This is a genomic window from Spartinivicinus ruber (genome assembly GCF_011009015.1).
In the GTDB taxonomy this organism is placed as follows: domain Bacteria; phylum Pseudomonadota; class Gammaproteobacteria; order Pseudomonadales; family Zooshikellaceae; genus Spartinivicinus; species Spartinivicinus ruber.
On the sequence record NZ_CP048878.1, the window covers coordinates 3962660 to 3975176 of the forward strand.

Genomic DNA, 12517 nt, shown 5'->3' on the forward strand with positions numbered 1-12517 from the left:
AGTGTATTAATTAATTATTCTGTGGGGCTTACCATGCACCCCCTGTGATAGATTATGCACTTAACCCGAATTTTCACACGACACCCTCTTCAGTAAGAGAGTATCGCAATGACTGTTTAATAATTTTACACAGAAAAGGAAAGGGGCATTTAAGAGAAGTATATCAACAAACTACACCCGCAAGGCGGCAGGCTCATCAGTGTGTGTATGCTCAAATGAACTAAAAGAAAAGTCGACAGCTGTCAGCTCCGCTTGTAAGTCAATGCTTTCTTCAATAAAGGCAGCCAAGTCTTGTTGAAACAAGTCGTAATCCATCTTTTCAACAGAAATAGCACGGGCCAACATGATAAACTTGGTACGTTTATCAAGCACCATACTAGAAACTGTGTTATCCAGCTGGAATAAATTTAAATGCAATACTTCTTTCAGCAATTCCGCCTGTTGTTCATTTGTTTCTGGTAACTGCACTAAAGGGGAGTAAAAATAACCACGATCCGAGTCAGGTATTACTTCAATAATGCATTGAGCACCATTTTCACATTCAAGACAGCAGCACCCTTCCTCATCCAGCTTTAATTTAGCTTCCCCGGTACTGATTTTTGCCAACCATTGATTGACTGTCTCTACTACATCCATCCAGCTGTTCCCGATTTTTCTTAATCTGATGTATATACACTGATCAGGTATATACCATTTTTTCAACGGTTAAGGCCTATTAATATTGGCTCAAAAAGCATTGTTTCAAACAAATATCAACAGGCCCTCATAATTTAGGGCACCTCTAATAATTGAACTACCGCACATCAGTATTATAAAACAATTCTCCCTAAAGGTTGTACATTTATTTCCTCTGTTAACTCCTGAAACGACAGTACCGGCAATGCATAAAGTTCAGCTTCAATAATTTTTCGCACATAACGTCTTATATCCATCGCAACGATTAACACCGGTTTTTTAGCTGCGGTTTCGATGTCACCCACTTGCCGCTTAATGCTGGTTAATAGGTTATCTGTCACTGCCGGATCTAAAGCTAAATAACAACCTGCTGAAGTTTGCCGAATACCACCACGGATCGTATCTTCTACATGCTGGTCTAACATATAGCAGGGTAAAATCTGTTGACCATTACTGAATTTATGGCTGATATAGCGTTTCAAGCTACTACGTACATACTCTGTCAGTTGTACAACATCTTTCTCTTTTTGCCCCCACTCAGCTAGTGCTTCCAGTACTTTACGTACATCTCGGATAGAAATTTCTTCAGAAACCAAACGCTGCAATACCTCACTAATTTTCTGAATAGGTAACAAACGCTGTACTTCTTTTACCAGCTCAGCAAAACCTTTTTCCATTTCAGACAGTAAATAGCGGGTTTCTTGAATACCAATAAATTCTTCAGCTTGTTTTTTTAACACTAAAGACAAGTGGTAACTCACCAGTTGATCAAGCTGCATAAAGCTTAGGTCTGCCTGCTGAAATTCTGGGGCGTACTCTTCTGCAACCCAACATGCAGCAACACCCGGCAAAAAGTTAATGGGATTATCGGCAGCTAAACCAAATAAAACTAACTGCTCAAATGGCCCAGTATATAAAATTTGCCCCTGTTGCCAGTTCCCTTTAGCGACCGGAATTTCCTGCAAATAAATCACGTAATTACCAGGCTCTACATTATCCACTAACCGTACTTGCACAGCAGGAAAAGGCACGCCCAAGTCTAAATAAAGGCTGCGTCTCACTGTTGCCAGCTGTTGTTTAACCTGATCCAGGTTAATCTGCTGCAAGTCACTGGCTAAGTCGATTAGCACAGGAACCGTTAAAGCAACAGTTTCTTGTTCAGCCAATTGTTTCGCCGCAACAGGTGCACTTTCACTGGCTTTATTCGAGGTCATGCCAGGCACAGCATTTTTATCGATCACCTCAGTTGCTTGTTCTGGTCTCATCCAACCACTTAACAACCAACCTCCACCACCAATGACTATGGCTAAACAAATAAACGTAATTGTCGGAAACCCTGGCACTAATGCAAAAGCAAATAACAAACCACCACCAATTAATAATGCTTTTGGTTGGTTGCCCACTTGTGAGCCAATATCAGCCCCTAAGTTTGATGCCTTTTCAGTGGTAACACGCGTGACGATCATCCCTGCAGTAATCGAAATAAACAGCGCGGGTATTTGCGAGATTAAACCATCTCCTACAGTTAAAATAGAATACACCTGTAGTGCTTCACCCGCCGGGAGTCCTCGCTGCATAACACCAATGGTTACGCCTCCTAAAATATTGACAATAATAATAACCAGCCCAGCTATTGCATCCCCTTTAACGAACTTCATTGCCCCATCCATGGCACCGTATAACTGACTTTCTTTTTCAATGAGCGCCCGACGTTCTTTGGCTTCATTTACATCAATCACCCCCGCCCGCATATCACCATCAATACTCATTTGCTTGCCAGGCATTGCATCTAAGGAAAAACGTGCGCTGACTTCAGCCACCCGTTCTGAACCTTTTGTTATCACTAAAAACTGAACAATAGTAATAATTAAAAAGACGACAACACCTACCACTAAATTACCGCCCACCACAAAATTTCCAAAGGTGTAAACAATTTGCCCAGCATCAGCTTGCAATAAGATCAGCCGCGTAGTGGTAATTGATAACGCCAAACGAAACAACGTGGTTAATAATAATACAGAAGGAAAAGCTGAAAACTCCAACGGGCTGTGAATATAAACCGCAATCATTAACAAGACGACAGATATACCCATGTTGGTTGCAATAAGCACATCAACCAATCCAGTCGGCAGTGGCAAAATCATCATAAAGACCACTGCTACCAGCATAACCGCCAGCAAAATATCATTACGCTGACTGAGCCGGTTTAGAATCGATAACCAACTAGCTTGCATGACTATCCTCAAGAATTTTTTTAAGCTTTTGATGACGGCTTTTTGCAGCGGCAATATGATTGGTTGCCACCAGTGCCCGACACTGAATCAACCCCACTTGGTATTTTTCCCGTGGGGTTAACTCAGGTTGCTGCATTAACTTTTCGGCTAAGTGGAAGCAGCTTTTAAAACGTTTACCTGCCCAGTAAGCTCGTAATAACAGTTTATTTGCCAGTGGCCAATCTGGTTGTGCCAATAACGCCAGTCGCAGCAGTGGAATTGCTTTACCTGGGTGTTGAAATTCGATTAAAAATTGCGCTTGAGCAACTAAATACTGCTGTTGTTGTTCAGTTAACTTCATTGGCACTGGATACCTTATTAAGGCTTCTGCAATAGTCGAGAAAGCACTTCGTATTCCTTCCTCAAACTATTAAGCTCAACCAGCACTTGATGGGCTTCATTAAATATGCGTTGGGAGGGGTGACCGTTATTAGCATCAAGCTCTTTTGCACTAGCCAACTGTTCAACTAACTGCTGAGAAAGTTTTCGCCATTGGGGTCGCTCAAATAACCCAGCATCCAACAGCGATTCAACAGAAAAGTCAGCTAAGGGGGCATCGAAAAATGTTTCAGCAAAAAGACTGGCCTGGTTAGTCGCTGGCTCAGTCGGCAACTGTGGGGCAGCAACATCTGATGATAGCGAATCTTTTAGCGACTGGCCAGCAGGTTTAATCGATTCACTGGCGATAACAGCTGGGCTAGCAGTAAAATCAGATATTGGCTTAACCATGTAATACGATACCTCTCACTGCCATTGCAATACCTTTAATTAATTTGCTCGACACTTGCTGTGCAACTGAGTAAGTGTAGAAAATAACTGGCTTAACTGGTTCATCGTTACTTGAGCTTCTTCTATTAAGCAAAAGAACACCAACTCAGAATTTCCTTTCAAGCCTACCTGAACAGGAAAAGGTATCCCCTGTTGATAATCACAAAGCTGACTGGCGACTGATAGCCAATCATCGTCTAAAGGATAATGCTGACTTAACAGCATCATAATACCCGCTGGATGCGACTCAATATAAAGCTGACCATTTTGCTCAAAGCCAAGACCTAAACTGCCAGACTCAACCCAGCCTTGGGCATTAATACCAAACTGCCCAACAAACTCCACCACTGCCTGGTCTACCCATGGCTGAATCATTGCAGCTCATCTTCCTCTTTTTCAATGGCGATATCTAACGCTTCCTGAACCGCTTCCAATAAATTAAAACGGTGGTCCACGTCATTGAAAGCTTCCACGGGAATTTCTCTAACCAGCTGTTTAAACTGCTGTAAAAAACCAATAATTGCTTCACTGTCTTGTAAATTAAGTGCACTGACAAATTTATCAATATCACTCGCACGGACCCAAGATTTATCTTGTAATACCAACAGGTCTTTAAAAAACTGTTCTTTGTTATACATGCAACAGCCTGGTAATCATTAAGAAAAATTACTTGAGAATTTACTAAATAAGCCCATCGCCGACTCCCGGATAGTTGTTAAGGTTTTCAGCTTATGCATAGACGACATAATCAACTGCAATTTAGGCTTTTCAATGGATGAGTGCTGTGCATTATAATCGGCGGCAAGGCCTCTAAGTAACAACTCGATACCTTGTTCTAACTGGCCTTCAGAACAGTGCTCAAGAATATGCTCATAAGCACTAAGCAAATTATTAGTATCAAAAATAGTTTCCCGATAAAAGTTTTTTAAGTTTTGCGCACTACCCAATGCCTGCCCTGCAGGAGAGGAGACCACTTGATTGATATTGATTCCAGCAATAATGTCTGCTTCCGCATTATCACTGCTATTTAACAGTTGCTCAGCTAACGCTTCAAAATGTCCTTTTGCTGATTGCCACTGTTTTTTGCTTTGTAGTTTATCTCTATCGAGTTTATCCCTTGCTAACTTTTCACCCGCTAACTGAGCGGCTAATTTTAGGATCAAATACTGATCACTAATGTCTGAGCTAAAATTTTTCAACAACTGTAAGGTATGTTGCGAGTTTTTAATAAAACCATCTAATAAACTATCCGCAAACCGTCTCATAGCTTCAACTTGCGGTGTTTTTGCCACCTGTTTTAAATAGTCCTCGGCCACTTGTTGTGCAGCGGATTTTCCCCCTAGCCGATCAGAGATTTTACGCCCCCTTAAACTATCTGATTCCCGTTTTTCACTGGCAGCAAATGACATTTCTTCAGCCACTGAAGCCATTAGAGATTGGGGCTGTAATAACTTAACTTGCTGCCCTTGGTAACTACCCTGGGCATTAACTGGCAGCGCCTGGCTGGAAGAAACATGAGAACCAAGAGGCTGATTAATCACTGATGATATATTATTCACTATCAAAACACCTCTGGTGACTGCTTTCATTGCCTTCGAATTAAAAATGGCGCAAGGTAATATAACTACGCCCATAACCATTTACAACTGTATGGATACTTCTAACAAAAATGTACTTAAGGACGCCTTTAATCGATATTTATTGACCTTTCAACTTAAAGAAACTTGTCTAAAAAATATAATTAAATAATGGTTTTAACAGTGGCTGCATTTCCACCGATTGTAAGAAACCGCTTTGTTACCGCCTTTAGTGACTAGCCGGGAATTTTTATGTCAGCCGAGAAAGTTGCTCAAAAAATAAACCGACAGCAATTTAACCAAAAGCTATTAACAATCTAAAAAATTACAACTAATCCGAACAAATCCTGTTTTTTTGGCCGAGATATAATCAGTTAATGATATCATTCCCTGGTCATTTTTGTTTATGTGTTAAGGAGTCCCCGTTGAGCAGTCAGCGTCTGTTTGCAGAGCAATTCAGCGAAGGACTAAGGAAAACCATTGCCGAAGCCAGCCTGATTAAAACCCATGGAAAAGTTACCCATGTTACCGGGACAATTATTCGAGCCCATTTAGCCAATGTAAAAGTGGGTGAACTTTGTACTTTATATTGCCCTTCAACTAATCAACGTCAATTGGCTGAAGTTGTTGGCTTTGAGCACCAGCAAGCTTTACTAACACCACTGGGTGATCTGGCCGGTATTTCCTCCAGTACCCAAGTCATTGCTACAGGCAAAATGTTGGAAGTCGCTGTAGGCGATCACTTGCTCGGCCAAGTACTCAATGGTCTGGGTCAGCCTCTTCAATCAACTACCCTGACCCCTACCACCACGGATAATTCAGCTGCTGCCTATTATCCAGTCTTGGCAGATGCACCAGCACCACTTGATCGCCAATTAATTAATTCCCCTTTAAGTTTAGGGGTTAAAGCAATTGATGGTTTATTAACCTGCGGTGCTGGCCAGCGTCTAGGTATTTTTGCTGCAGCCGGTGGAGGTAAAAGTACCTTATTATCCATGTTAGCCAAAGGGGCCTGTGTGGATGTGATTGTGATTGCCTTAATTGGTGAACGGGGCCGGGAAGTCAGAGAATTTATTGAGCATAGTTTAACCGAAGAAACCCGCCAAAGAGCGGTATTAGTGGTAGCCACTTCTGATCGCCCTGCCATGGAAAGAACCAAAGCAGCCTTTGTGGCAACAACCATTGCTGAATTTTTCCGCGACCAAGGCAAACAAGTACTACTGTTAATGGATTCGGTTACCCGATTTGCCAGAGCCCAGCGGGAAATTGGCCTCGCGGCTGGCGAGCCCCCTACCCGGCGCGGCTTTCCCCCCTCCGTATTTGCCACTTTACCTAAATTATTAGAGCGTGCCGGGCCTGCCGCTAAAGGTTCGATTACCGGTTTATATACCGTACTTGTGGAAGGAGATGATTTAAACGAACCGGTTGCTGATGAAACACGTTCGATTTTAGATGGCCATATTATTTTATCCCGGGAATTAGCCGCGGCTAATCACTACCCAGCCATCGATATTTTGCAAAGCAGCAGCCGGGTAATGAATCATATTGTCAGCCCAGATCAGCAAATGGCGGCCGGTCAAGTACGACAATGGATGGCTAAATATAAAGCCGCTGAATTATTACTTAAAGTGGGCGAGTATCAACAAGGTTCTGACCTGGAAACGGACCAAGCCATTGCTAAGTGGCCTGCTATCCAGGCATTTTTACAACAACCGCAAAACCAACAAAATAGTGTTGAAGCAACCTATAGTCAGCTCATTGAATTGGCTAATTGATGGAGTTGTTTAAGTCATGGATTTATCTCAATTACTCACCATTAAACAACAACGGCAGCATAAAGCGGCTCTGGCCGTTGTCAATCAACAACAACAAGTGGATATTTGTAGTCAACGGCTTAATCACTGCCAGCAACAACTCAACCAATATCACCAATGGCGTTTACAAGAGGAACAACGCATCTGGCAAGATGCAAGCACACAAGTCATGAAACGGTTTGAATTAGACCGGTTAAAAATTCAAATTTCATTACTACGCGACAAAGAAAATCATTTACAGGAAAAAATCACCGAAGCTCAGCAAGTATTGGCTGAGGCAGAACAAACCTTAGTCCAGCTAACAACAAAACGTCAGCAAGCTACTCAGGCTGAACAACGCTTTGAAGAATTGGTTGAGCAATTACAACAAACTAATGATAAAGTTGAGCAGTACAAAGCTGAGCAGGAACAAGAAGAAGTATCTGAATTACAACAGGCTTTTCAGTCATGAAAGTCGCCCTTTATGACAACAGCCTTTAATTTATAGTCAAAGCGAATGATTTTTTAGGGGCGGCCGTCGAGCGATGAAGCCCTATGAGTTTATGTTTTTATAAATGATTAGGGTGAAGAGCGACGACAACAAACCCTAAAAACCATTCGCGAAGAGTATAATATAGCCAATTATGAAAATAGATAGCAGTAAACCCAATCATTTCAGTCGCTCAACAACAGCGGCTGACAATACTCAACAGCAATCGAGTCAGGTGGATCAAGACCACTTTGAAAAACAGTTAAAAAAGCAATCCAAGTCAGCCAGTCAGAAAAAAGATGACAAAACCAAACAGCCCGACACGCTAAGCAGTTTGCCTAATCCATTTATGTTAGCAGCCAGTCTTAAGCAGCCAGAGTCGGCCATTAATAACCAAGCTGTGCAGGAAGTTAGCAAGCAACTCACTGAACTAGTTACTGAATATAGACGACAACTGTCGAATCAAACCACTCTGCAAATTACCTTAAAACACCCGCTATTAAATAACACTCAATTAACCCTGAGCTTAACAAACAATCAATTACAAGTAGCTTTTGCTGCATCAGAAAAACAGCAATACGACCTACTTAGCCAAGCAACAGCCCAATTAAAAAACCAACTGGCTCAACGCTTTGGTCAAGTCTCTGTTGAACTAGGCTTATCAATTGATCCCTCTTATCAGCAACAAACAACCAAACCTGACTATATTGCTGAGCAGGAGAACCAGGAGTGACGACAACTTCAACCGTCGAATTACCTGGTATCGATCGCCATACCGCGACGCTTTATCAGTTATTTGCCAGCAAACAACAACAGCTTTATTGTCAGTACCACACTCTAGACAATCACGACAACACGATGCAAATAACGCAGCTGTGTTGCGACCTGGCATTAACCATTACTGTAGTAGGTGTACATCACCCCATATCCCTACAGCTGACTATTAATGATCAGCCTTATCAATTAACAGCATGTGCCAGCCAAATCGTTGACTGGTTACCTGTTAAGTTGACCATTGAGCAGTGGTTAACCATGCCTGAAACCATTCAGTTGGGATTAATTCAAAGTGGCTTAATGCAGTGGTTAAACCAACTGCACCAGGCAGGAGTCAACTTGGTCATAGACCCAACAGCTGTCAACTTCAGTACCCATCAATTTAGTAACTCTTCATCAAGCAACAGTTTTTTAACAACAGATAACGTTTATTTAAAAGTAAACTGTCAGGCAGATAACCAGCTTACATCGGTTAATTTATATATCACCGCTGAGCCACAAGTACTCTTACTGTTAATTCAGCAATTACCCAATAGCAGTCCGCCATCAGCAGCACCAGAACATATTTACCAGCCTTTACAAATTCAGCTGGGAAAAACCAGTGTCACTAAACAGCTTCTATCAACAATCGAACCTGGTGATATTTTATTGTTTGATGAATGCTACTTTGCTGAACAACGGCTAAAGCTATTAACTAACCAACAACCTATCGCTTGGCTGGCTTATGAAGGACAACAAATCATGATTGAGCAATTGCTAAACCCTACTGAACAACCGATCGCTGATAACGCAGCTATCAACTCCCTTGATTCCTTACCTGTTACAGTCTCAATTGAGGTAGGTGAAGTAGAGTTAACCCTTGCGCAATTACAATCATTGCAACCAGGACAAATGCTTGAATTGCCTTCACTCAATACCCAACAAGTGAATATTAAAGCCAACGGCAAGCTCATCGGCACAGGCACCCTAGTCAATATCTGTGATCAATTAGGGTTACAGGTCCAGTCATTAACCTGGAAAAACCACCCGAGCAAAGGAGTATAATATAACCAATGACTTTACCTGAACCCTTTACGTTAGTTGTAGTATTAGGGCTTGTATCACTTATTCCTTTTATTGCTGTGATGGCCACTTCTTTCGTCAAGCTAGCGGTGGTTTTTTCTCTATTACGTAACGCCCTGGGAATTCAACAAATTCCCCCCAATATGGCTTTATATGGATTAGCGCTAATATTAACCCTATATATTATGGCACCCGTTGGTTTTGCTATTCATGATCATTTTATCGAAAACCCAGTTAATCTAGAGGATAAACAAGCAATCAGTAAAATTGTTGATAGCGGTTTAAACCCTTATCGGGATTTTTTATTGGAACATAGTGATGAGGATGAGCGTTCTTTTTTTAAAGATGCGGCAGCCAGTTTATGGCCAGAAAAATACAGCGATCGCATCAGTGAAGATAGCCTATTAATTTTAATGCCTGCATTTACTCTGTCTGAACTAACTGATGCCTTTAAAATGGGTTTTTTATTGTATTTGCCCTTTATCGCTATTGATTTAATTATTTCGAATATTCTATTAGCCATGGGAATGATGATGGTTTCTCCTGTCACAATTTCCTTGCCATTTAAATTATTACTGTTTGTATTATTAGATGGCTGGACACGGCTAACCCATGGTTTGGTATTATCCTATTAGAAGATTCAATCAATGACCGAAGCAGAAATTGTCCAATATTCAGCCCAGGCGCTATTACTGGTATTGATATTATCTTTACCTCCTATTATTGCTGCGTCACTTGTCGGTACTTTAGTTAGTCTGGTGCAAGCACTTACACAAATTCAAGAGCAAACCTTGTCATTTACCCTTAAACTGATTGCGGTCATTGTTACATTATTTTTTACTGCACGCTGGCTAGGGATTGAACTTTATAATTATGGGTTGAATATTTTTGATGCAATGGTAAACATTTAAATGAATGCGCTGGCCCAGCTTACTGATATTCAGGCAGTCGTATTAAGCTATGCACTTGCCCTCCCCCGGTTACTTACCTTTTTTACTATATTACCCGTCTTTAGTAAAAAAGCATTGGGTGGCGCCTTAATTCGTAATGGTATCACATTAAGTTTTGCATTATTCGTTTTTCCATTAATGCCTACGCCAGAAGCACTCGCCACTAAACCTGATTATTGGCTATTCTCATTACTTTTTAAAGAAATTGCACTGGGTTTAATGTTAGGCTACTGCGCTGCTATTCCATTTTGGGCTATAGAAGCAGCTGGTTTTTTTATTGACAACCAAAGAGGAGCGACTCTAGCCAGTGTTATTAACCCCAGTTTAGGTACTCAAACCTCCCCATTAGGGCTATTACTCAGCCAGGCTATTATTACCTTATTTTTTGTTGGTGGAGCAGCCCTTGTTTGCTTAAAAGGGTTATTTTTAAGTTATCAACTCTGGCCTGTAGGAGCTTTATTACCAGCATTTACCTCAGATGGCGTTTATTTTTTTCTAAACCAACTGGATACTGTCGGGTATGTCGCTGTGTTATTGGCAGCACCAGTTATTATCGGGATGTTTCTCAGTGAATTTGGCTTAGGGTTAATTAGCCGTTTTGCACCTCAGCTCAACGTGTTCTTTTTGGCCATGCCGGTAAAAAGCGCGGTATCACAGGCTATTCTGGTTGTTTATCTTTCGATACTAATAGCCATTGCCAGCGACCAGCTACTGAATCTCGATTTGGTTTTCGAGAAACTATATACAGTCATACGATAAATAGCCGCCTTCGAACAGATACCATCAGGCCCTAGCCAATGAGTGAAAAAACAGAAAAGCCCACTCCCAAGAAAATTCGCGACGCCCGAAAAAAAGGCCAAGTTGCCAAAAGTAAAGAAATTGTTTCCCTAGCATTACTGGTTGTAATTGTGATGCTTTTTTGGTTAATGAGTGATTACTATTTAGCGCACCTGACAGCGTTGATCAGTCTTCCAGCCAAGTTTCTTGATGCTCCCTGGCAATTAGCACTGGGCGAAGTAGGGAAAGGTATTTTAACCGAATCATTTTACTTACTTGCTCCCATTTTCTCCGTGGTTTTTATTACTGGCATTTTGGCTAACAACCTGCAATTTGGTTTTATATTATCTTTTACTCCTGTTAAACCAGAACTAAAAAAAATCAATCCGATAGAAGGCGCCAAAAAGATTTTTGCCAAAAAAAATCTAGTAGAGTTTTTAAAGTCTGTGATTAAAATTGTCACGTTAAGCATCGCTATTTACTGGGTTATTCGCGCCAACTTACAAGATTTAGTCAAAATAGTACACTGTGGAGTTGAATGCAGTATCCCACTGTTAGGTGCCCTGCTATTACAATTATTTATTGTGGTTTTAGTTATTTTTGTGATGTTAGCTGTACTCGATATGGTGTACGAAAAGCATCACCATGAAAAAGAATTAAAAATGTCCAAAGATGAAGTTAAACGGGAATATAAAGAAACCGAAGGTAACCCAGAAATCAAACAACAACGCAAACAAATCCACAAAGATTTACTGGCTTCCAATATTGCCGAAAATGTCAGTAATGCGAATCTGCTGGTGACCAACCCGACCCATTATGCAGTGGCACTCTATTATAAGCGGGGTGAAACCGAACTTCCCAAAGTCACGGCTAAAGGTACTGACTGGCTGGCTCAACATATGATAAAACTGGCAGAGCAAGCCGATGTTCCGGTGTTAAGGCATGTCTGGTTAGCCCGCCAGTTATCAGCAAAAGTTGGCGAAAACGAATTTGTTGCCAGTGAGCTACTGGCTGCCGTGGCTGAAGTCATTAAATGGGCTGAACAGGTTAGTGAAACCACAGAGCATTAAGTATGCCATTCACTATTCTTTTTAAAGCGCATAACTCACAACGAAGAGTATAATACCTTTATTTATTGTACGGTATAGCCTTGCTCTGCCTTCAGTTCAATTAATTGCTGAAAGCGATAAAATGCTTGATTAAAACTATTGAATGTTTCGTACTTATCACAAGCGATCTGCCGTTGATGCTTTGCCAACCCTGATATTTGTTTGATTAACCAATGATCAGTAGGGGCATGCTCCAGTTTTAAAATAACAAAAAGAGCAGGTATTTGATTAGGGGCTTCTTTTGTCAAGTAAACGTACATAGCATCCTT

At 41.2% G+C, this 12517-nt stretch carries 16 protein-coding genes; 8 read left to right on the forward strand and 8 right to left on the reverse strand.

Annotation, left to right across the window (positions count from 1 at the left end; genetic code table 11):
• Positions 1-171 precede the first annotated feature (171 nt).
• The 7 genes from G4Y78_RS17895 to G4Y78_RS17925 form a co-directional block, all read right to left on the reverse strand.
• The gene (locus G4Y78_RS17895; RefSeq protein WP_163834322.1) at positions 172-636 is read right to left on the reverse strand and encodes a CesT family type III secretion system chaperone; all 465 of its coding nucleotides are present in this window, start codon (positions 634-636) and stop codon (positions 172-174) included.
• A gap of 173 nt (positions 637-809) precedes the next feature.
• On the reverse strand, positions 810-2909 hold the full coding sequence (gene sctV / locus G4Y78_RS17900; RefSeq protein WP_163834323.1) for a type III secretion system export apparatus subunit SctV: 2100 nt from the start codon (positions 2907-2909) through the stop codon (positions 810-812).
• The gene (locus tag G4Y78_RS17905) at positions 2899-3249 is read right to left on the reverse strand and encodes a hypothetical protein (protein ID WP_163834324.1); all 351 of its coding nucleotides are present in this window, start codon (positions 3247-3249) and stop codon (positions 2899-2901) included. The genes sctV and G4Y78_RS17905 overlap by 11 nt, the downstream gene beginning before the upstream one ends.
• Before the next feature lie 17 nt (positions 3250-3266).
• Positions 3267-3677: a hypothetical protein gene (locus G4Y78_RS17910; RefSeq protein ID WP_163834325.1), complete on the reverse strand. Its 411-nt coding sequence runs from the start codon at positions 3675-3677 to the stop codon at positions 3267-3269.
• A 39-nt stretch (positions 3678-3716) separates the two neighbouring features.
• Entirely contained in the window at positions 3717-4091 is a 375-nt protein-coding gene (locus G4Y78_RS17915; RefSeq protein WP_163834326.1) for a type III secretion system chaperone family protein, read from the reverse strand.
• Entirely contained in the window at positions 4088-4354 is a 267-nt protein-coding gene (locus G4Y78_RS17920; protein ID WP_163834327.1) for a TyeA family type III secretion system gatekeeper subunit, read from the reverse strand. Before G4Y78_RS17920 ends, G4Y78_RS17915 begins: the two co-directional genes overlap by 4 nt.
• Positions 4355-4372: 18 nt before the next feature.
• On the reverse strand, positions 4373-5275 hold the full coding sequence (locus G4Y78_RS17925; RefSeq protein WP_163834328.1) for an HrpJ domain-containing protein: 903 nt from the start codon (positions 5273-5275) through the stop codon (positions 4373-4375).
• A gap of 443 nt (positions 5276-5718) precedes the next feature.
• Here G4Y78_RS17925 and sctN point away from each other — a divergent pair, with 443 nt between their 5' ends.
• From sctN to sctU, 8 genes are all read left to right on the forward strand, one after another.
• Positions 5719-7068 carry a type III secretion system ATPase SctN gene (gene sctN / locus G4Y78_RS17930; RefSeq protein ID WP_329604879.1) on the forward strand — a complete coding sequence of 450 codons (1350 nt, stop codon included), beginning with the start codon at positions 5719-5721 and terminating at the stop codon, positions 7066-7068.
• Positions 7069-7084: 16 nt separating this feature from the next.
• The gene (gene sctO, locus G4Y78_RS17935; RefSeq protein WP_163834330.1) at positions 7085-7558 is read left to right on the forward strand and encodes a type III secretion system stalk subunit SctO; all 474 of its coding nucleotides are present in this window, start codon (positions 7085-7087) and stop codon (positions 7556-7558) included.
• Positions 7559-7730: 172 nt separating this feature from the next.
• Entirely contained in the window at positions 7731-8309 is a 579-nt protein-coding gene (locus tag G4Y78_RS17940) for a type III secretion HpaP family protein (protein WP_163834331.1), read from the forward strand.
• Entirely contained in the window at positions 8306-9394 is a 1089-nt protein-coding gene (sctQ, locus tag G4Y78_RS17945) for a type III secretion system cytoplasmic ring protein SctQ (RefSeq protein ID WP_163834332.1), read from the forward strand. The genes G4Y78_RS17940 and sctQ overlap by 4 nt, the downstream gene beginning before the upstream one ends.
• 8 nt (positions 9395-9402) lie before the next feature.
• On the forward strand, positions 9403-10047 hold the full coding sequence (gene sctR, locus G4Y78_RS17950) for a type III secretion system export apparatus subunit SctR (RefSeq protein ID WP_163834333.1): 645 nt from the start codon (positions 9403-9405) through the stop codon (positions 10045-10047).
• A 12-nt stretch (positions 10048-10059) separates the two neighbouring features.
• Complete coding sequence (sctS, locus tag G4Y78_RS17955) at positions 10060-10323, forward strand: type III secretion system export apparatus subunit SctS (protein ID WP_163834334.1); 264 nt, start codon at positions 10060-10062, stop codon at positions 10321-10323.
• A complete protein-coding gene (gene sctT, locus G4Y78_RS17960) occupies positions 10324-11121 on the forward strand; it encodes a type III secretion system export apparatus subunit SctT (RefSeq protein WP_163834335.1) in 798 nt (265 codons plus the stop codon). It abuts the gene before it with no gap.
• Between the two features lie 38 nt (positions 11122-11159).
• A complete protein-coding gene (sctU, locus tag G4Y78_RS17965; protein ID WP_163834336.1) occupies positions 11160-12209 on the forward strand; it encodes a type III secretion system export apparatus subunit SctU in 1050 nt (349 codons plus the stop codon).
• A 62-nt stretch (positions 12210-12271) separates the two neighbouring features.
• Here the strand turns inward: sctU and G4Y78_RS17970 are convergent, their stop codons facing one another.
• Positions 12272-12508 carry a hypothetical protein gene (locus tag G4Y78_RS17970; RefSeq protein WP_163834337.1) on the reverse strand — a complete coding sequence of 79 codons (237 nt, stop codon included), beginning with the start codon at positions 12506-12508 and terminating at the stop codon, positions 12272-12274.
• Positions 12509-12517: the final 9 nt, after the last annotated feature.